This is a genomic window from Streptomyces sp. NPDC060027, from assembly GCF_042737005.1.
GTDB lineage: Bacteria > Actinomycetota > Actinomycetes > Streptomycetales > Streptomycetaceae > Streptomyces.
This window is the reverse complement of sequence record NZ_JBHWVI010000030.1, coordinates 13,393-33,666: the sequence shown is the minus strand read 5'-3', so window position 1 is coordinate 33,666 and position 20,274 is coordinate 13,393. Positions and strand designations below refer to the sequence as shown.

At 68.5% G+C, this 20,274-nt stretch carries 18 protein-coding genes; 12 read left to right on the top strand and 6 right to left on the bottom strand.

What is annotated here, in order from left to right; genetic code table 11:
* Positions 1–461: 461 nt before the first annotated feature.
* The 4 genes from ACFWBT_RS10815 to ACFWBT_RS10800 form a co-directional block, all read right to left on the bottom strand.
* Complete coding sequence (locus tag ACFWBT_RS10815; RefSeq protein WP_385698095.1) at positions 462–3,059, bottom strand: family 78 glycoside hydrolase catalytic domain; 2,598 nt, start codon at positions 3,057–3,059, stop codon at positions 462–464.
* Positions 3,060–3,104: 45 nt separating this feature from the next.
* Positions 3,105–4,016: a carbohydrate ABC transporter permease gene (locus ACFWBT_RS10810; RefSeq protein WP_385698093.1), complete on the bottom strand. Its 912-nt coding sequence runs from the start codon at positions 4,014–4,016 to the stop codon at positions 3,105–3,107.
* Positions 4,017–4,021: 5 nt separating this feature from the next.
* Positions 4,022–4,906, bottom strand: a complete 885-nt coding sequence (locus ACFWBT_RS10805; protein ID WP_385698091.1) for a carbohydrate ABC transporter permease — start codon at positions 4,904–4,906, stop codon at positions 4,022–4,024.
* Positions 4,907–5,007: 101 nt separating this feature from the next.
* Positions 5,008–6,324 (bottom strand): ABC transporter substrate-binding protein, encoded by a 1,317-nt coding sequence (locus ACFWBT_RS10800; RefSeq protein WP_385698089.1) that lies wholly within the window; start codon positions 6,322–6,324, stop codon positions 5,008–5,010.
* A gap of 296 nt (positions 6,325–6,620) precedes the next feature.
* Between ACFWBT_RS10800 and ACFWBT_RS10795 the strand changes: the two genes are divergently transcribed.
* Positions 6,621–7,634 carry a LacI family DNA-binding transcriptional regulator gene (locus tag ACFWBT_RS10795; RefSeq protein WP_385698087.1) on the top strand — a complete coding sequence of 338 codons (1,014 nt, stop codon included), beginning with the start codon at positions 6,621–6,623 and terminating at the stop codon, positions 7,632–7,634.
* Positions 7,635–7,724: 90 nt separating this feature from the next.
* On the top strand, positions 7,725–8,735 hold the full coding sequence (locus ACFWBT_RS10790) for a LacI family DNA-binding transcriptional regulator (protein WP_385698129.1): 1,011 nt from the start codon (positions 7,725–7,727) through the stop codon (positions 8,733–8,735).
* Between the two features lie 10 nt (positions 8,736–8,745).
* Here ACFWBT_RS10790 and ACFWBT_RS10785 read toward each other — a convergent pair whose 3' ends face one another.
* Together ACFWBT_RS10785 and ACFWBT_RS10780 are read right to left on the bottom strand one after the other, a co-directional pair.
* Positions 8,746–9,972 (bottom strand): MFS transporter, encoded by a 1,227-nt coding sequence (locus ACFWBT_RS10785; protein WP_385698085.1) that lies wholly within the window; start codon positions 9,970–9,972, stop codon positions 8,746–8,748.
* Between the two features lie 267 nt (positions 9,973–10,239).
* Entirely contained in the window at positions 10,240–11,151 is a 912-nt protein-coding gene (locus tag ACFWBT_RS10780; RefSeq protein WP_385698083.1) for a LysR family transcriptional regulator, read from the bottom strand.
* 126 nt (positions 11,152–11,277) lie between these two features.
* Between ACFWBT_RS10780 and ACFWBT_RS10775 the strand changes: the two genes are divergently transcribed.
* The 10 genes from ACFWBT_RS10775 to ACFWBT_RS10730 all read left to right on the top strand — a co-directional run bounded on the left by ACFWBT_RS10775 (position 11,278) and on the right by ACFWBT_RS10730 (position 19,895).
* Positions 11,278–12,279 carry a fumarylacetoacetate hydrolase family protein gene (locus ACFWBT_RS10775; protein WP_385698082.1) on the top strand — a complete coding sequence of 334 codons (1,002 nt, stop codon included), beginning with the start codon at positions 11,278–11,280 and terminating at the stop codon, positions 12,277–12,279.
* On the top strand, positions 12,276–13,241 hold the full coding sequence (locus tag ACFWBT_RS10770; protein WP_328552408.1) for a cyclase family protein: 966 nt from the start codon (positions 12,276–12,278) through the stop codon (positions 13,239–13,241). Before ACFWBT_RS10775 ends, ACFWBT_RS10770 begins: the two co-directional genes overlap by 4 nt.
* 23 nt (positions 13,242–13,264) lie before the next feature.
* A complete protein-coding gene (locus ACFWBT_RS10765) occupies positions 13,265–14,395 on the top strand; it encodes an FAD-dependent oxidoreductase (RefSeq protein ID WP_385698080.1) in 1,131 nt (376 codons plus the stop codon).
* On the top strand, positions 14,392–15,396 hold the full coding sequence (locus ACFWBT_RS10760; RefSeq protein WP_385698078.1) for an amidohydrolase family protein: 1,005 nt from the start codon (positions 14,392–14,394) through the stop codon (positions 15,394–15,396). The genes ACFWBT_RS10765 and ACFWBT_RS10760 overlap by 4 nt, the downstream gene beginning before the upstream one ends.
* Before the next feature lie 12 nt (positions 15,397–15,408).
* Entirely contained in the window at positions 15,409–16,347 is a 939-nt protein-coding gene (locus tag ACFWBT_RS10755) for a VOC family protein (RefSeq protein WP_385698077.1), read from the top strand.
* Between the two features lie 91 nt (positions 16,348–16,438).
* Positions 16,439–17,410, top strand: coding sequence for a fumarylacetoacetate hydrolase family protein (locus ACFWBT_RS10750; RefSeq protein WP_385698076.1), 972 nt, complete (start codon positions 16,439–16,441; stop codon positions 17,408–17,410).
* Complete coding sequence (locus ACFWBT_RS10745; RefSeq protein WP_385698075.1) at positions 17,407–18,162, top strand: SDR family NAD(P)-dependent oxidoreductase; 756 nt, start codon at positions 17,407–17,409, stop codon at positions 18,160–18,162. The genes ACFWBT_RS10750 and ACFWBT_RS10745 overlap by 4 nt, the downstream gene beginning before the upstream one ends.
* A 145-nt stretch (positions 18,163–18,307) precedes the next feature.
* The gene (locus tag ACFWBT_RS10740) at positions 18,308–18,472 is read left to right on the top strand and encodes an SDR family oxidoreductase (protein ID WP_385698073.1); all 165 of its coding nucleotides are present in this window, start codon (positions 18,308–18,310) and stop codon (positions 18,470–18,472) included.
* Between the two features lie 14 nt (positions 18,473–18,486).
* Complete coding sequence (locus ACFWBT_RS10735; RefSeq protein WP_385698071.1) at positions 18,487–19,242, top strand: CoA transferase subunit A; 756 nt, start codon at positions 18,487–18,489, stop codon at positions 19,240–19,242.
* Positions 19,242–19,895 carry a CoA transferase subunit B gene (locus ACFWBT_RS10730; RefSeq protein ID WP_385698070.1) on the top strand — a complete coding sequence of 218 codons (654 nt, stop codon included), beginning with the start codon at positions 19,242–19,244 and terminating at the stop codon, positions 19,893–19,895. The genes ACFWBT_RS10735 and ACFWBT_RS10730 overlap by 1 nt, the downstream gene beginning before the upstream one ends.
* Positions 19,896–20,274: the final 379 nt, after the last annotated feature.

Sequence of the window (20,274 nt, the reverse complement as noted above, 5' to 3'; positions counted from 1 at the left end):
ACGGCGGCTCTCCGAAAGGGGGGCGGATCTACGCTCATGGAAAAAGGGGCCGGCCGAGGGGTCAGGTTCACGGCCGGCCCCGACTCGGGGAGGGAAACGGATCCCTGCGGTGTTCCCGGACTCACCTGCTTGCCTACCGAGTCCCGCGGCAGCAGAAGCAGTGAGGGAATGGAGATTTCCATGCGGCGTATGCTTGTTGAACGGATAAAATAGAGGACCCGATCAGCAGGGTCAACCCTTTCGGAAGCCGTGCGATAAAAGGCTGTTGACCAGCCAGTTTGCTACTCACGTTGAAAAGTGTGAGTGAAATTTCAATTGAAACCCGCAGGCCGCGTGACTGACTATAAACCGTATCGATAGGCGTCATCGACAGGCCGAATGGCAAAGCCGTGGAGGATGTCGAAAATAAACAGTCCGGCGCCGTGATCAGCGCCGGACCGTTTGGAATCGGTGAATGATTCTCAGGCTGATTTCTCCAGGAGTTCCCAGGAGTCGAGCTCATGCTCGCCTGGCTCCACATGGACCGGCGGACACCCCGGGAGCCGCACGACGCCGGAGCAGCCGTCGGGCACGACGACATGGATGCGCATCCGGCCGTCGACGGTTGTCTCCCACGACGACTCCGCTGCGCCGTAGGGCGTTTCGTGGCGTGTCCGTGCCCAGGTGATGCCGCCGCCGGGCCGGGGCTGGAAGACAAGCTGCCGATAGCCGGGCATGGACTCGGCTATGCCTCCGACGACGCGGTGCAGCCAGTCGGCGACGGCTCCGAGAGCGTAGTGGTTGAAGGAGGTCATACCGCCGGGATTGAGGGTGCCGTCGGGGCGAAGGCTGTCCCACCGCTCCCAGATGGTGGTTGCCCCTTGCGTGACCGGATAGAGCCAGGAAGGGCACTCGGTCTGGGTCAGCAGGCGGTAGGCGACGTCCAGGTGGCCGGTGTCGGTGAGGGCGTCACAGATCACCGGGGTCCCGACGAATCCTGTGGCGATACGGGCTTCGTCGGCGAGGACCAATTCGGCCAGCCGGTCGCCGGCTGCGTGTCGTTGCGGCTCGGTGAGGAGGTCGAAGGCAATACCGAGTGCGTAGGCGGTGGGGCTGTCGCTGGTCATCCGGTGGACGGGCAGTACGTACCGGCGGCGGAAGGCGGCCGCCACCTCTGCGGCCAGTTCGGCGTACCGCGCGGCGTCCTGCTCCCTGCCCAGTTCGGCCGCGGCCAGGGACAGATGGCGGGCCGAATGGGCGAAGTACCCCGTGGCCACCAGGTAGCGGTCGGTGCAGCCGGCAGCCGGATCATCCGGCGGGGCGGCGGGGTCGAGCCAGTCACCCAGCTGGAATCCGGTGTCCCAGAGGCGATCGGGGCCGGCGAGCTGTTCGACGAGGTCCACCCATGCCTTGGCCATGGCGTAGTTGCGGCGCAGGATCTGCAGGTCGCCGAAGCGCCGGTACAGGGTCCAGGGGGTGAGTGTGGCGACGTCTCCCCAGGCGGCACCGGGCTGGATCGGCGTCCACATCGGCTTGCCGGGGATGACGGGCACGTACCAGGGGATGGTGCCGTCGGGAAGCTGCTCGAGCCCGACATCGGTGAGCCAGGAGTCCAGCATGCCGGCGCAGTCGAACAGGAAGCTCGCGGTCGGGGCGAAGACCTGAAGGTCGCCCGTCCAGCCGAGGCGTTCGTCGCGCTGAGGGCAGTCGGTGGGGATGTCGACGAAGTTGCCGCGCATGCTCCATACGACATTTTCGTGGAGCCGGTTGATCAGCGGGTCGCTGCACTCGAACCAGCCCGTACGGCGCATGTCTGTGTGATAGACACGGGCCGTCACCGACTCCTGCGTCAACTCCCCTTGCCAGCCGCTGATTTCGGCATAGCGGAAGCCGTGCAGGGTGAACCGGGGCTCCCACGTGTACGGACCACGTCCGGAAAGAGTCAGGGTGTCGGTGGAGTACGCCTCGCGCAGGGGTTGGGTGGCCAGTTCCCCGTCCTGGAGCACTTCGGCGTGCCGGACGGTGATGGTCGTGCCGGCGGGGCCGTCGGCGGTGAGGCGGAGTCGGCCGACGAGGTTCTGGCCGAAGTCGAGGAGGTGACGGCCGTCGGCCGTTCGCGTGATGGCGACAGGGGCCATCTCCTGGGTGCAGCGCACGGGTGGGCCCTGGGGGGCGACGAGTGTGCGCGGGTTCCGGTTGCCGAGCCGTACGGGGGTCCATTCTGTGTGCTGCTCGGGCGTGCGGGTCGCCCAGTAGGGGTCGTCGAGTCGGGCGTCGAAGTGCTCGCCTTCATAGAGGCCACTGCCGGCGATGGGCCCTGTGGCCGCCGTCCAGGTGGCGTCCGTGGCGATGACCGCGGTGGTGCCGTCGTCGTAGGTCACTTCCAGCTGGGCGATGAGGGCTTGGTCGGTGCCGTAGATGTTGCGGGTGCCGCCGTCGAATCCGTACTTGCCGCGGTACCAGCCGTCGCCGAGCCAGGCACCGATGACGTTGGTGCCTGTGGCCAGGTGGGCGGTGACGTCATGGGTGCGGTAGCGCAGGCGGTGGGGGTAGACAGTCCAGCCCGGGGCGAGGATCTCGCTGCCCACGCGGAGTCCGTTGATCTCCACCTCGTACAGGCCGTGAGCGGTGACGTAGAGGCGGGCTCGGGTGATCGGGCGATCCAGGTGGAAGTCTTTGCGTACCCGGGCCGGTTGGCGTTCGGCGGCCGGATCCTCGGTCCATCCGCCGCCGACCGGTACCGCGCTCCAGTCCGCCGGGTCGAGCAGTCCGGCTTCCACCACGCTGGGCTCGCTCCATGCGGAAGGAGCCGCGGCTCCGGCTGTCCAGACCCGGACTCGGACGGTCACGCTCTCGCGTGAGACCAGCGGTTCACCGGGCCAGGGCACCAGTAGCTGGTCGCTTCCTTCGATCCGGCCGGTGCTGTGCTCACGGCCGGAACGTTCGAGCCGAACCTCGTAGGCCTGCTGGCTGCCGGAGCCGGGGGGAAGCTTCCAGGTCAGTCGTGGGGTGGCCGTACCGATACCGAGGCCGTCCGGGAGGTGTTCGAAGGAGACCGGGGCGGGTTGGGGGGTCGACAAGGGGAACCTTTCTTCACGTGCGGGAGCGGGTTGGGCTTCGGAGGTTCAGCCCTTGAGCGCTCCGGAAGTGAGGCCCTTCATGACCTTCTGGTTGAGGAAGAGGTAGATCAGGAGGGTGCCGAAGACGTTGAGGCAGATGGCGGCGAACAGGGGGCCGTACTGGGTGGCGCCGAAGTCGCCGGTGAAGTTGAGCAGGCCGACCTGGACGGTGCGCAGGTCTTGGCTGTTGGTGAAGGTGAGGGCGATCAGCAGGTCGTTCCAGATGAAGAAGAACTCGACCAGGCCGACCGTCAGGAGCGCGTTGCGGACCATCGGGACACTGATGGTCCAGAAGGAGCGCAGGATCCCGGCGCCGTCGATCGTGGCGGCCTCGAAGAGTTCACGGGGGACGGACTTGTAGTAGGTGGCCATCATGAAGACGGTCAGCGGCAGGCCTGTGCCGGTGTAGGTCAGGATCAGCGGCCACAGCGTGCCGGACAGACCTGTCTGGAAGTACACCGTGAACAGGGGAAGCAGGATCATCTGCGGCGGCACCATCATGCCGGCCAGAAAGACAAGCAAGGTCAGGTTGCGGCCCTTCCACAGCATGACCTGGAGCGCGAAACCGGCTGCCGCTCCCAGCAGCAGGATCAGGGCAAGCGCCGGGACGACGGCGAGCAGGCTGTTGCGGACGTACAGGCCGATGTGGCCGGTGGTCCACGCTTCGGTGTAGTTGCCCCACTCCCACGTGGTGGGCAGGCTCCAGGTCGAGTGGTTGAGGTAGTCGCTGTTGGACTTCAGTGAGGTCAGGAACATCCAGACGAGGGGGTAGATCTCGACGACCAGCAGCAGGGTGACGACGATCTTCACCCACACCTTGCTGACCCGGACGCGCCGCCGGGAACGGGACCGTCCGGAAGCAGCGGACGGTCCGCGGCCTGCCTGAGCGGTGGCCTTCACAGGGGTGTCGATGGCCATGGTTGTCAGCCTTCCGTGAGGTCGCGCCGTGAGACGCGGAAGACGACCAGGCTCACCAGCAGGCACACCACGGTGAGCAGCACGGCGATGGTGCTGCCGTAGCCGTAGTCGCCGTACGTGAACGACGTCTGGAACATGTACAGGGTCAGTGGCGTGGTGTCGTTGCCCGGGCCGCCGTTGGTGAGCGCGACGATGGAGTCGAAGGCCTTCAGCGTGCCGTTGATACTGAAGATCAGCGAGGACATGAGCACGGGCAGGGACAGCGGCAGCACGATGTGGCGCACCAGTCGCAGGCCTGTCGCTCCGTCGAGGCGCGCGGACTCCAGGACTTCCTCCGGGATGTCGACGAGACCGGCGAAGAGCAGGACGGCGTAGAAGCCCATGGAGCGCCAGATGTCCATGACGATGAGGACCCAGAAGGCGCTCGAAGAGCTGCCGAAGAAGTCGATGGAGTCGATCCCCACCGCGTTCAGCAGCGAGTTGACGGGGCCGGTCTGCGGGGCGACCTGGAAGAACTTCTGGAAGAGCAGGCCGACGGCGACCGTGGGCAGTACTACGGGGAAGAACACGAGGGTGCGCACGAGCGCGGAGGCGCGCTTGAGGAAGAAGACGTAGAGCAGGGCCAGGAGGTAGCCCGCGACCACCTGGCCGGCGGTGACGACGACGGCGTACTTGAGGGTGAACCACAGGGCGTGGCGGACGGCCGGATCATCGAGAAGGCGGGAGAAGTTGGCGACGCCGTTGCCGGTGAAGCCGTCGATGGAGTTGCCCTTGGTGAAGGAGTAGCCGAGCGACCACACCATCGGGACGAGCATGATCAGGGAATAGACGACGAGTGCGGGACCGAGCAGGATCGCGATGGCCCTGCGGTCACCGAGTACGCGGTGCATGAGTGGTATCCACTTCGATGACGATGAGGAGTTGTGCCGAGCAGGCGCCGGGGCGGCGCGCGGAAGGCGCGTGCGGCGTCAGGCACGCCGCCCCGGTCGGCTCACTGAGCGGACAGCGCGTCCTGGACGGTCTGCATGAACTGCTCGGGGCTCATGCTTCCGCTGACCAGGCCCGCGGCGTTGGTCTGGCTGATCGTGGTGGCCTTGGTGCCGAACAGGGCCTCGAACCACAGGACGTTCTGCTTGGAGGCGCTGATGGTGTCGCGCACCTGGGTAGTGACCTCGTTGGCGTCGGTGACCGGGGTGTTGACCTTGAAACCGGAGATCGAGCCGTGGTCCTTGAGCGCCTTGCTGCCGTAGTTCTTGGCGATGCAGGAAACCCAGGCGCCGGTGTTCTTGTCGAAGGACTTGGCGCCCAGGGTGATGCCGAGGCCGACGTTGGACGGGTACTGGTCGATGGAGCCCTTGCCGCCGGAGACGGCCGGGAAGGGCATGAAGCCGACGTTGCCCGCGCCGATCTTGTCCTGCTTGGCGTCCGAGATGTTCGCCAGTGCCCAGCTGCCCATGTAGAGCATGGCGGCCTTGCCGGTGAGGAACTGGTTCATGGCGGTGTCGTAGTCGATGGAGCCGACGCCCTTGCCGAAGTAGCCCTTCTTGCCGAGGGCGGCGATCTCGGTGGCGGCCTTGACGTACTGCGGGTCGGTCAGCTTCGCCTTGCCGTCGGCGACGTCCTTGAGTGCGTCCGGGCCGAGGCTGCGGTAGAGGTAGCCGCTGAGGAGGCGGGTGAGCGGCCACCCCTGCTGACCGGAGGCGGAGAAGGGCTGGATGTCCTCGGCCTGGAGCTTGGCGGCTGAAGCGACCAGCTGGTCCCAGGTGCCGGGGACCTTCAGGCCCTTGGCCTCGAAGATCTTCCTGTTGTAGAAGACGCCCTCGATGTTGTACTCGTACGGCAGCACCTCCAGCTTGCCGCCGTACAGTGCCTTGATCGTCGACACGGCGGCCGGCTCCAGCTGGTCGTCGACTCCCAGCTCCTTCAGCTTGGCTTCCAGGTCGGCGATCTTCCCCGACTTGGCGAGCTTCTGGGTGAGCGCGGGGGCATTGCCCGCGGCGAACTGCACCGGCAGGGCGCCCTGCCCGGCGAGCAGTTGCAGCTTCTGGTCGAGGCTCGCCTGGGGAACGGTCTCCACCTTCAGGGGCAGCGCGGCGTTCGCGGACTTGCACGACCCCTCGGAGAGGCTGGTCAGGGCCGTCTTGACGGTGGTGTTCTCGGTGACACTGAGGTAGCTGAAGTTCTTCGGCACCGCCGCGGTGCCACTCCCGCTGCCGCCGCATGCGGTGGCGAGCAGGGCCATTGAGGCCGCGCCGGCCGTGAACAGACCCAGACGTGTGCGCCGAGCGCGGAACGTGCGAAGGGACACGGGTGACTCCCAGAGGTTGGAGAAGAAGCGAGAGGTGAGGCGGAAGACGCAAGGACGGCGCCGAGAGCGACAGGCGGCCGCGCCGCGGCGGAGTTCGTAAAACGTTCTCCATGTCGAGTGGGCAACACCCTGCACCCGTCGCCCAACTCCGTCAAGACACGGAGCTGTAACACGAGGGATTTCAACCAGAGACTTGACGCTGGGCGTGTGACATCCTGTAAACCGTTACACCAACGACCACGAGAACCGGAGTGCGGACGATGGACGGGGCTGCGGGACCCAGGCAGAACAAGCGCGTGACGATCACCGATGTCGCCCGGCACGCAGGCGTGTCCATCGCGGCCGTGTCCAAGGTGCTCAACAACGCCTACGGGGTGAGCCCTGCCATGCACGAGAAGGTGCAGGCCGCGATCACCGCACTCGACTACCGCCCGCACGCCGCCGCCCGTGGCATGCGCGGGCGGACCTACACCATCGGCGTCCTGCTGGACAACGTCCGCAACGCCTTCTTCGCCGACATCCTGGACGGCATCCGGGACGAGCTGCGCAGTTCCGACTACACCGTGCTGATCGGAGCGGCCGGGTTCGACGCACAGGACCAGGCCCGCACCATCCGTTCCATGGTGGACCGCCAGATGGACGGCCTGATCCTCATCGCGCCGAGCACGCCCCGCCCGGAGGTCCTCGCCACCGCTGCGTCGACGCCCACGGTCGTGATCGGCCACGACGACGCCGCGGACAGCCACGATTCCGTCGTCGACGCCGACGATGTCGGCGCCGGCCTGGTGGTGGACCACCTGGTCTCCCTCGGCCACCGCGACATCGCCCTGGTCTCGGCGCCTGGAGCCAAGACGGGCCGGTGGAAGAGAACACCCGAGATCGTGCTCGCCTCCGGCTACATGGAGGCCATGCAACGGCACGGCCTCGCTGACCACGCCCAGGTGCACCATGGCGCGTACTCCGACGATGGCGGTTTCAAAGCCGGTATGACCTTGTTGACCGCGGAACGCGCCCCCACGGCCATCATGACCGGCGCCGACGTCGCGGCCCTGGGCATCTACCGCGCCGCCCACGAACTCGGCCTGCGCATCCCCGACGATCTCTCCCTCGTCGGCTACAACAACACGGCCCTCGCGGCCCTGGCCCCGGTCCAGCTGACCAGCGTCGACCAGGCCGGACACACCATGGGCTCGACAGCCGCACGCCTTCTCATCGAGAGAGTCGAAGGCCGCCGCGACCGGGCGATCCGCACCACCATGACGCCACGTCTGGTCGTGCGGAAGAGCACGGCAACGCCAGGAGGCCGGTAGACCGTGGAACTGCCCACCGTGCCCGTGGTCCGGCGCGAGCCACCGCGCCACCACACAGCAGCCGCCCGGGAAGCCAGAGCCCGGCGCAGAGTGGGCATCAAGGACGTGGCGCGGGAAGCCGGCGTCTCGCTCGGCACGGTGTCCAACGTCCTCAACCGCCCCGACATCGTCGCCGCACCGACCCGGCAGCGGGTCCTGGACGTCATCGACACCCTGGGATACGTACGTTCGGACGGCGCGCGCCAGTTGCGCGGCTTCGCTTCCCGACTCGTGGCCGTCTTGGTCCTCGACCTGGCCAACCCCTTCTTCACCGCGCTGGCCGCCGGCGTGGAACAGGCCGCTCTCGAAGCCGACCTCGGGGTCATGGTGTGCACGGCCGGCCGAGGACCGGCCGACGAGGCCCGCCACCTCTCGCTGATCACCTCGCACCAGGTCCGCGGCGCCGTCCTGGCCTCCGGAGACGGCACGGGGCGCAGGGTGGCGGGCTTCCGCCGCAACGGGGTGCCGTTCGTCATCGCGGACCAGAACGCCCCTCAGCCGGGGGCCTGTTCGGTCGGCATCGACGACGTCGCGGGGGGACAGGCCGCTGTGCGCCACCTGATCCAGCAGGGGCACCGGTCGATCGGCTACGTCAGCGGACCCGACCGTCTCCAGCAGGTTCGGGACCGGCGCCGGGGAGCGGCCATCGCGGTCAACCTGGCCGGACTTCCGGCGGAGTCCCTTCGGGACCTGCCGTGCCCGGCGCTCACCGTGGGCGCCGGCAGAGACGCCGGGCACAGGATCCTCGGCCTCAGAAAGCGCCCCACCGCCGTCTTCTGCGCCAACGACCTGCTTGCACTCGGCGTGATGCAGGCCCTGTACGAGGCCGGCCTGCGGGTGCCGGAAGACATCGGAGTGGTGGGATACGACGACATCGAATTCGCCGCGTCCGCCGTCGTTCCGCTCACTTCGGTACGACGCCCCGCTCTCGCAATGGGCCGCGAGGCAGGCCGGCTGCTCCTCGAGGACACGGCCGAAGCCGCCACGCACGAACACACCCACGTGGTGCTGCAGCCGGAACTGGTCGTGCGCCGGTCGACCATGCGGACGCCGGCGCGGTGACCCGTCGGAGTCAGATGCTTTCGGGAACATGCTGAGGCAGCGTCTTCGGTGATCGGCGGGTCAGGGGAAGCAGCGCGGCCGAGACCAGCATCGTGAGCAGGCCGAGCAGCACGACGGCCGAGGCCAGCGTGCCCAGCATGCCCTTGGCGGCCAGCAGGGCGAGCGGGCAGGCGAATTCACCCAGGAAGAAGGCCGCCGTCCACAGACCGGTGCCACGCCCGCGATCGGCGAAATCGAGCCGGGACAGCGCCAGCGTCAGCAGGGAGGGAAGAAGCAGCCCCGTACCGACGCAGTTGACGACGGCGCCGACGATGACAACGGCGATGTGGTCCGTCGCCCCCATCAGCAGAAAGCCCATGGCGCACAGGAGGAAGAGGGCCGGCATACGGCGGCGTGGCCGATCGGTGAGCCTGGTGAAGAGCACCGAGCCCAGGACGGTGGCCGCGCTGGCCAGCGCCGTGACCGCACCCACCACTCCGGTGGACCGCACGCCCAGGTCGTCCATGAGATACGCCATCTCCACGGGCACGGTGTAGAAGACCACCGCGCCGAAGACGGTCAGCAGACAGATCCCCGCCATGCGCCGCAGCGGGAAGGGGTGTTGGTCGGCTGTTGCCGGCTCGGCCGTCGGATGTGGAGTGGGCAGCACCCTGGCCATGGCCGGAGCGAGCAGCAGGCCGACGGCGTACAGCCAGAAGGGCGCCCTCCAGCCGATCGAGCCGAGGGCCCCGCCAAGGACGAAGAAGAGTGTGGCGGACGCCGATGCGCACATGGTCTGCAGGGCGAGGTACCGGTCACGGGTCCGTCCGCTGTAGTAGTCGCCGATCAGCGTGGTGCAGCACGTCATGATGGCCGCTTCGGCGACGCCCACCAGGACACGGCTGAGCAGGATGCCTACGAGCGAGCCCAGCCACAGCGGGGCGGTGCCGAACAGCGCGTACAGCACGGTGGCTACGACCAGCAGGCGCTTGCGGCCGAGCCGATCGACGAGGACACCGGCGAACGGGGCGAGCACGGCCAGCGAGAGGGCCGGGACGGTGAGCACGAGCGGGACGAGAGCGGCGCTGCCCGGGACGTGTTGGAATTCGTCCTGCATGCGTGGCAGGACCGGAGCGATGAGGACAGCTCCCAGGATCGGCAGGCAGCTGCCGGCCATCAGCAGCACGGCGGGCAGCCTGCCCCAGACGGCCGGGTCCCCCGTATGTTCGTGAGCGGGCAGGGCAGCGGAAGCGGGCATGGCGGCACTCCGTGGGACGTGAGGAAGGGAGGAGCGCCGTGTAGCGGACCGGGCCGGACGGGCTGTGCGGGCGGCCCCCGCAGTCGGCTCACGGGCGCGGTGGTGTCCCACGACTATGCGTTCCGGGTCTCGGCCTGCCCACCCCTCACGCCATCCAAGTTGCCGATGCCATCGATCCATCGTGTGGATAGTGATGTCATTGCAGCGTCGGGCTTCAGCGACTTCCCGCCCTGTGGGCCGTTACAGCCGGTGGGTCAGAAGTGCCGTTCAGCCTCGGGGGGCCAGACGGGCTCCGACGCGCGCGGCGGTCTCACGCAGCCAGATGTGTGCCGCGTCATGCGTGTGCACCGGGTGCCACCACAGTGCCTCTCTCAGCGGTACGGCTTCATAGGGAGGCTCCACCACCTTGACCGCGGCGATGGGTGCCATCATCCGGGCCATACGCGCCTGGACCAGCGCGATGCGCCGGGTGCCTGCGACCAGCAGCGGCAGCGACTGGAAGCTGTCGACGGAGACTTCGACCCGCGGTTCGATCCCCAGCATGCCGAGCTGGCGTACTGCTGGGGCGTCGTACGTTCGCTGGTACGTCACCCAGGGAAGCCGGGCAAGGTCCTTGCGGGTGAGCCGGTCGTCGACGCTCGGGTGGTCCCGCGCGACGAGAAAGACCCAGCGGTCGTCATAGAGGTCGGTGGCGGGGAAGTCGCTGATGACGCCGTGCGGCATGAACAGACCGTCGCTGGCGCTCAGCAGGGTGGCGGTGTCGTCCACCACCGTCGTCGGGGTCTGGGAGAAGCGCAACCGAATCCCGGGAGCTTCCTCATGGATCACGCGAGCCAGCTCGGTGCCGAAGATCGCCACGGCGTAGTCGGACGCCACCAGCTTGAATTCCCGGTTCTCCTTGGCCGGGTCGAAGTCGGCCTGGCTGGCGAAGAGTCGTTCCAGCACGTCATAGGCGGTCGAGGTCCGGTCCAGAAGGACCTGCCCCAGCGCGGTCAGCTCGTAGTGGCCGCCGACGCGGGCGAGCAGGTCGTCGTCGAAGTGCCGGCGCAGCCGGGAGAGGGCAGCGCTCATCGCCGGCTGGCTGAGGCCGACACGCTGCCCGGCACGGGTGACGTTGCGCTCCTCCAGCAGGGCGCGCAGAGCGACGACGAGGTTGAGATCCAAGCGGGCCAGGTTCATGAAAGTCCCTCTGCAGAGCGATGCCGACCCGGAACAATCCACAAAATGGATGGAGGGCATCCATAGAATCGATTTCCCTGATCGGTGGTGCGGGGTCCAGATTAGTCCCACCGCAATCAGGAGGACATGTCCGTGAAACCTGAATCCGCGTCCGCACTCTTCGCCGGACCTTTCGCCCTCGCGACTCTCTCGGCCCCCGACGGGCCCCGCTTTCCCGCTCTCGTCATGCCGGACGGCAACGCTCTCGACCTTCGGGCCGCACTGGGTGACGAACAGCTGACCGTGCTGAGCCTGCTGGATCGCTGGGACAAGTCCCTGCCGCAGCTGCGTGCCCTGGCCGCCGACACCGGCGTCAACCGCACTCCGATCACGGACCTTCACGTCCATGCCCCGGTCGAACCGCGCCAGGTCTTCCAGTCGGGTGCGAACTACCGGCAGCACGTGATCGACCTGCACGTCGCCCACCGTGCCCCCGGCGATGACCGGTCCGAGGCCGAACGGCGAGCGGAAGCGGCCGAGATCATGGACCGGCGGGCTACCGAGGACCTGCCGTACGTGTTCATCGGCCTGCCCAGTGCGATCACGGGTCCCTACGACGACGTCGTACTGCCCGCTTGGGCCGAGAAGCCGGACTGGGAACTGGAACTGGCGGTCGTGATCGGCCGCCCCGCGTACCAGGTGTCCGTCGCGGAGGCATCCGCGCACATCGCGGGCTACACGATCGCCAACGATCTGACCGACCGGTCGACCGTCTTCCGCAGGGACATGCCGCAGATCGGCACCGACTGGCTGCGCAGCAAGAACGCGCCCGGCTTCACACCGCTCGGCCCGTGGATCGTGCCCGCCGAGTCCATCGCCAACCCTGACGACCTGCGGGTGACGCTGAAGCTCAACGGCGAAACCATGCAGGACGAGTCCACCAAGGACATGATCTTCAAGGTCGCGCGGATGGTGTCGTACGCCTCGCAGACGGCGCATCTCCTCCCGGGTGATCTTGTGCTCACGGGCAGCCCGGCAGGCAACGGCATGCACTGGGGCCGCCTTCTGCGCGACGGCGATGTGATGGAGGGCTCGGTCACCGGGCTCGGCGTCCAGAGCACCCGATGTGTGGCGGAGGCGAAGGCATGACCGCCGTCGATCCCCGTGATCCGGAAGGCGCGATCGCGCTGGCGGCCAAGACGTACTCCAACTGGGGCCGCTGGGGCGAGGACGACCGGCTCGGCACACTGAACTTCCTGGACGAGGGGAAGCGCCGCGAAGGTGCCGGTCTCGTCCGGCGCGGGACCAGCTTCTCCCTGTCGCAGTCCTTCGACATGAACGGCCCGCAGAAGGGCTGGCGGCGGCGCACCAACCCGGTGCACACGATGCTGGACACCGGCACCGACGCCGCGCTCGGCCACCAGGGCTTCCCGCACGGCATCGGCGGCGCCGACGACGTGATCGCCATGCCGCTCCAGTGCTCCACCCAATGGGACGGGCTCGGGCACATCTTCGATCATGGCAAGGCGTGGAACGGTCGTGCGGCCGAGAAGGTCGTCACCTCCGACGGCGACCTGGTCACCGGCATCGAGCACATGGCTCCCCATGTCGCCGGACGCGGCGTGCTCCTGGACGTGGGACGGGTCGTGGGCACCGCCGGCGAGCTGCCCGACGGATTCGCCATCACCGAGGAGCACCTGGCCGCCACCGCGGAAGCGCACGGCGTGAGCGTGGGACGCGGTGACATCGTGCTGATACGCACCGGTCAGCTGACCCGCGTACGCCGAGACGGGTGGGGCGACTACGCCGGCGGACCCGCGCCGGGGCTTTCCTTCACCACGGCCGGCTGGCTCCACGGCACCGAGATCGCGGCGATCGCCACGGACACCTGGGGCTTCGAGGTCCGTCCCAACGAGTTCGAGAACGCCTTCCAGCCCCTGCACCAGGTCGCGATACCCAATATCGGCCTCCTCATCGGTGAGATGTGGGACCTGGAAGCCCTGGCCGAGGACTGCGCGGCAGACGGGGTGTACGAGTTCCTGCTCGCCGCCGCGCCCCTGCGCATCACCGGCGCTGTCGGTTCCCCCGTCAACCCGATCGCGATCAAGTGACGCGCTCAGCAAGGGAGTCCTCCATGAGCACAGCCCGCACGGTCCTGGTGATCGGTGGTGGCGCTGCCGGAAACGCCATGACCATTCTGCTGCGCCGGGCCGGTCTGACCGTTGACCTCATCGAGGCGAAGGACGACTGGAACGCCACCGCCGGTTCAGGCATCACCCTGCAGGGCAACGCCTTGCGTGTGCTGCGCGAACTGGGCGTGTGGAAGGAGGTCAGCGCGTCCGGTTTCGGTTTCGGTTCCGTCGGCATCACCGCTCCCGACGGAACGGTCCTGCACGTCGCACGCGACATTCGGACCGGCGGCGACGACCTGCCCGCCACCGTCGGCATGCAGCGCCCCCGGCTGCAACGCATCCTGATCGACGCCGTCCGTGCCAGCGGCGCCTCGGTGCGCCTCGGCACCCGGGTCGAGCAGCTGGAGCAGGACGGCACAGGGGTGAGCGCGCGCTTCACCGACGGCACCGAGGGCCGCTACGACCTGGTGATCGCCGCCGACGGACTGGGTTCCACCACCCGCGCGGCCATCGGGATCACGGCCAAGCCGGAACCCACCGGCATGGCCATCTGGCGCGTCGCCGTCCCCCGGCCGGCCGGCGTCACCCGCACGGATCTCGCCTACGGCGGTCCGGCCTACATCGCGGGTTACTGTCCGACGAGCGACACCACGATCTACGCCTACGTGGTCGAGGCCAGTCGCGACCGGGCGTCGATCCCGCCGGAGTCCTACGCCGACGAGATGCGCGGCCTCGCCGCCGCCTACGGAGGATTCTGGCCGGAGATCACCCAGCAGATCACCGATCCGGCGAAGGTCAACTACACCTGGTTCGACCGGATGCTGGTCGAGGGCTCCTGGCACCGGGGCCGTGTGGTCCTCGTCGGCGACGCCGCCCACTGCTGTCCGCCCACTCTCGCGCAGGGCGCTGCCCTGTCCCTGGAGGACGCGTGGGTGCTCTCGCGTCTGCTCACCAGCGCCGAGGTCTGGGACGACGCGCTCTTCCAGGCGTACTACGACCGGCGTATCGCCCGCGTCCGTCCGGTGGTCGAGGCGTCCGTGCAGATCGGGCAGTGGCAGCTCGACGGCGTACGCGACGCGGACGTACCCGGTCTGATGGGCCGCACGATGACGATGCTCAGGGAGCTGCCGTGACCTCACCGACCGTCGACGTCCACGCTCATGTGCTGCTGCCCGAAGTCGAGTCCCTCGTCGACGGACTGCCCGGACTGGCGATGGCGAGAGCGCTGGATGCCCTGCGCAACGGCCCCGCGGCCCTCGCGGTCAGCGGCCCCATGGTGCGCGAGCGCATCCCCCGGCTCACCGACCCGGCCGCACGGCTGGCCGCGATGGACGCACAGGGCGTGGACGTCCAACTCGTCAGCCCCTCACCCTCGCACTACCACTACTGGACGGACGAGGTGACGGCCGAGAAGCTGTACCGGCTGGCCAACGAGGCGACGGCCACGCACTGTTCAGCCGCTCCGCACAGGCTGCGCGGACTCGGGTTGGTGCCGCTCCAGCACCCGGACCACACAGTGGGGGCGCTCGATCACGCGCTGGAGCAGGGCCTGGCCGGGGTGGAGATCTCGAGCCACGCTCCGGGCCTGGAACTGTCCGACCCGGCCTACGAGCCGTTCTGGTCGCGAGCGGAGGAGACCGGCGCCGTCATCTTCCTGCACCCCTTCGGATGCACGCTGGACGAGCGCCTGGACCAGTGGTACCTGTCCAACACCGTGGGCCAGCCCACGGAGAACGCCGTGGCACTGTCGCACCTGATCTTCTCGGGAGTACTCGACCGTCACCCGGGGCTGAAGGTGATCGCCGCCCACGGCGGTGGCTACCTGCCGACTCACATCGGCCGCTCCGACCACGCCTGGTCCGCCCGCACCGACGCGGCTGCCGGCTGCGCTCATCCGCCCAGCAGCTATCTGAAACGCCTGTACTTCGACTCGCTCGTTCACGACCCGTCCGTCCTGCGGGAGCTGGTCCGGGTCGCCGGGCCCGACCGTGTCCTGCTCGGCTCCGACTTCCCCTTCGACATGGGCACGAAGGACCCCGTGGGCGCTCTGCGCGCCGCACGTGTCTCCGAGGCCGACTTCGAGGCCATCCGGGGCGGTACCGCCTCCACCCTGCTCAACCTGACCCTGTCCTGAGGAGGAACCCTCATGAGCGCACGACTGCTCACCCATCTGCGGCACGTCGACCTGGCCGTGCCCGACTACGACAAGCAGCTCGACTTCTACGCGGGTGTCTGGGGTCTGACCAAGGTCGCCGAGGACTCCGGGATCTCCTTCCTCGCCGCCGAGGGCTCCCCCGAGCAATACGTCATCAGGCTGCGCAAGGCTGAGGAGAAGCGCCTCGACCTCGTCTCCTACGGTGCCGCTTCGCCGGCTGACGTGGACACTCTCGCAGAGCAACTCCTCTCCGGTGGGGTGCGGTTGATCACGCAGCCGGGCAAGGTGGACACGCCCGGCGGGGGTTACGGCTTCCGCTTCTTCGACGTGGACGGCCGGACCATCGAGGTCTCTGCCGACGTGGCGGTACGGCAGCACCGGAAGATCGAGGAGAAGGAGTCGATCCCGGTCAAGCTGTCCCACGTCGTGCTCAACTCTCCGGATCTGGACCGGACGAAGGAGTGGTACGAGCAGCACCTCGGCTTCCGGCTCTCCGATTCACTCAGCTCGCCGCACATGGGCGAGGTCATGCACTTCATGCGGATCTCCAACCAGCACCACTCGATGGCACTGGCGAAGGGACCGCACGCCTCCCTGCACCACGTGTCGTTCGAAATGCGCGGCATCGACGAGTACATGCGCGGCTCCGGCCGTGTGATCCGCGCCGGCTTCAAGAAGATCTGGGGCCCCGGCCGCCACATGGCAGGCGACAACACCTTCACGTACTTCCTCGACCCGCACGGCAACACCGTCGAGTACACGACCGAGCTGGAATGCCTGGACGAGGACACCTGGCACCCGCACGTCTACGACTTCTCCCGGCCCGAGGTCACCGACCAGTGGGGCACCGCCAACCCGATGAACGAGCTGGTCGCCAAGGAGTCCTTCAACGACCCCGACCGCGGCTGCTTCGTCGCCCCGCCGGTCTGATCCCTCTCCGAACTCCCGGGGCGCGGCAGCCTGTCACCTGCCCTGACACATAGTGCCGCGCCTCGGGCCCAGCCCCAGCCAGGAGCTGCTCATGCGCTTCGCCGCCTACGAACACCAGCATCAACCCCGCGTCGCCGTGGTCGAGGCCGATGGCGTGCTGTATCCCGTGCCCGGCCTCCGCTCGTTGACCGAGGTCATCAGTGCCGGGGGCGGTCTCCCCGCACTCCTCGATCTCGGTGCCGCCACCCTCGACGTCCCGGCCGGACCGCACGTCTCCCAGGTACGCCTGCTGCCGCCGCTTCGGCCGGCCTCCGTGCGGGACTTCGTCACGTTCGAGGAGCATGTCGAAGGCGTACGCCGCTCGGTGGAGGGAACAGGCGGCGTGCCCGAACAGTGGTACACCGCGCCCACCTTCTACTTCACCAACCCGCACGCGATCTACGCGCCCGGCGACGACATTCCGATGCCGCCGGGCTCCGCAGTCCTGGACTTCGAGCTGGAGGTTGCCGCGGTCATCGGCCGCGAAGGCCGCGACCTCACCCCCGACCAGGCACGCGACCACATCATCGGCTACACGGTCTTCAACGACTGGTCCGCCCGAGACCTTCAGTCCGCCGAGATGAGGGTGGGTCTCGGCCCGTGCAAGGGAAAGGACACCGCCACCACCCTCGGCCCGTACCTGGTCACCGCCGACGAGCTCGAGCGGCATCGGGACGACGACGGCCTCCTGAGGCTGGCCCTTACCGCCGAAGTCAACGGCGAGGTCGTCGGCAGGGATCTGCTGTCCAACATGAGCTGGACGTTCGAGGAAATGGTCGCGTACGCCTCCCGCGGCACCCGGGTCGTCCCGGGCGACGTGCTCGGCTCAGGCACCTGCGGAAACGGCGGCTGCCTCGCCGAACTGTGGGGCGTACGCGGAGAACAGACCCCGCCGCCGCTCAAGCCCGGCGACACCGTCACGCTCACGGTCGAGGGCATCGGCACCGTGTCCAACACCGTCGCTCCCGGCACTGAACCCATCGCACTGCCCGTCGGCCGACGCCGCTCCCGGGAGAGGCCGTGAGCGACCCGCGCCCCAAGAGGCTGCTCGGCAAGGTCGTCGTGGTCACCGGAGCGGCCCGGGGCCAGGGGGCCACTGAGGCCGAGGCACTGGTGCGGGAGGGAGCCCGCGTCATCGCCACCGACGTCGCATCCGCCGAGGGTTGTCGTCGCCTCGACGTCACCAGTGAGGAGGACTGGGCGGATCTGGCCGCCGAGCTCAAGGAGGCGTACGGGCAGGTCCACGGCCTGGTGAACAACGCCGGCATCACCTGGCGGGCCCGCGTCGGCGACGTGCGCCCCGAAGACCTGGCACGGGTCCACGCGGTCAACGTGGCCGGCCCGTTGCTCGGCATTCAGCACCTCGCCCCGCTCATGCCGCCCGGCTCATCCATCGTGAACGTCGGTTCCTCGGCGGCCCTCACCGCTCACTATCCGGTCGCCTACACGACCAGCAAATGGGCCCTGCGCGGCCTGTCGAAGACCGCGGCCACGGAACTCGGCCCGCGCGGCATCCGCGTCAACACGATCCATCCCGGCTACATCGAGACCGAGATGACCGCCTCCGCCGCACCGGCCTTCCGCGAAGCCAACATCCGCGAGACCCCGCTCGGGCGCACGGGCACCGCGGCCGAGGTGGCCCCGCTGGTCGTCTTCCTCCTGTCGGACGAATCCTCCTTCATCACCGGCGCGGAGATCGCCGTCGACGGCGGCCTGACCGCGCACGGCGGCGTGAAGTCCGTGTCGGACGCACTCCTTGGGGAGGCCGGCGCGTGAGGCGACTCGACGGCAAGGTGGCCTTGATCTCCGGCACCGCCGGCGGCCCGGGCCGAGCCGCGGCACTGCGTTTCGCCGCCGAGGGCGCGCTCGTCGTGGGAGGCGACCTGCTGCACGAGCAGGCACTCGACACGCAGACCACCCGATGCGCGCCATCGCCCGCCATATCCCGCTCGGCCGCGTCGGACGCCCCGACGACGTCGTCGACGCCGCCGTCTTCCTCGCCTCTGACGGCGCCGCCCACATCACGGGAGCCAACCTCGTCGTCGACGGCGACTGGTCCGCCGTCCTGCCCGGCACGAGCCCCTGAAAGGACTCCTTCGCATGAACAAGGTCCGAGCGAGCGCCACTGAAGCGGTCGCCGACATCCCCGACGGCGCCTCGCTGGCCGTCGGCGGCTTCGGACTCAGCGGCGTACCCGAAGCCCTCATCCGCGCCCTGCACGCGCACGGCACGAGCGGTCTGAAGGTCATCTCCAACAACTGCGGCGTCGACGACCGTGGCCTCGGCGTCCTCCTCGCCGCGAGCCGCATCAGCCGAGTCACCGGTTCCTACGTGGGTGAGAACAAGGAGTTCGCCCGGCAATACCTGTCCGGAGAACTCGAGGTCGAACTGGTGCCCCAGGGCACTCTGGCCGAGCGCCTGCGGGCCGGCGGCGCCGGTATTCCGGCCTTCTACACCCCGGCCGGCGTCGGAACGCAGGTCGCCCGGGGCGGACTCCCCTGGCGTCATGGGCACGACGGGTCGGTCGCCGTGGCCTCCCCGCCCAAGGAGACCCGCGACTTCGGGGGCCGCACACACGTCCTGGAGCACGGCATCGTCACCGACTTCGCCCTCGTACGGGCCTGGCGCGGCGACCGCCACGGCAATCTCGTCTTCCGGAGAGCCGCCGCCAACTTCAACCCGCTGGCCGCGATGTCCGGCCGCACAACGATCGCCGAGGTCGAGGAACTCGCCGAACCGGGCGAGCTGCGCCCCGACGAAATCCACCTGCCCGGCATCTACGTCCAGCGGATCGTGGCGCTCACTGCCGAGGAAGCCGCCGACAAGAAGATCGAGAAGAGGACGGTACGTTCCTGATGGCCTGGACACGCGAGCAGATGGCGGCCCGCGCCGCCGCCGAACTCACCGACGGCTCCTACGTCAACCTGGGCATCGGCCTGCCGACACTGATCCCCGGTCACCTGCCGACCGGCGTGCACGTGGTCCTGCACTCCGAGAACGGCATCCTCGGTACGGGTCCCTACCCCACGGAAGCGGGGGTCGATCCCGACCTCATCAACGCGGGCAAGGAGACCGTCACCGTCCTGCCCGGTGCGAGCTTCTTCGACTCCGCCCTCTCCTTCGGCATGATCCGAGGCGGACACATCGACACAGCCGTGCTGGGTGCCATGCAGATCTCGGCGCGGGGCGACCTCGCCAACTGGATGATCCCCGGCAAGATGGTCAAAGGCATGGGCGGAGCCATGGACCTCGTCCACGGCGCCCGCCGGGTCATCGTCCTCATGGAACACACCGCCAAGGACGGCAGCCCCAAGATCCTCAAGGAATGCACCCTCCCGCTCACAGGAGAACAGTGCGTGCACCGCGTCATCACCGACCTCGGTGTCCTCGACATCACCCCAGACGGCCTCGCCCTCGTCGAAACCGCCCCCGGCGTCACGATCGAGGACATCACTGCCCGCACGAATGCTCCTCTCAGCGTGGACAGCATGACCTTGGCAACGCCGTGATTTCACGGCGTGACATCGTCCAGGAGCCAGGAGACGACGCAGCGCGGGTCAGCAGGCAGCAGTCCCCCACTCCCTCCTTCGTTCCTCCCACCCGCCTTCCTGGTAGCGAGGGCCGACCCGGCGAGAGACCGGTCGGTCGGGACCCGGCTCGGCTCAGTCCCTGGTTGCGGTGGCGATGAGGGCCTGAAGCTGTTCGGTACGGCTCGAAGCCGTCTCGCGCGTGCATACGAATTACGTGGGCGGAGGCGGCCGCGACATACGGGAGAGCGAAGCCGATTGGGGCCGCGTTCCTGCGCGAAGCACACCGATCGCACCGGGTTGTCGAGCGAGAGCAGATCCTCGGTGCGGGGGCGCGGCGGGACGGGACGGGACGAGCGGC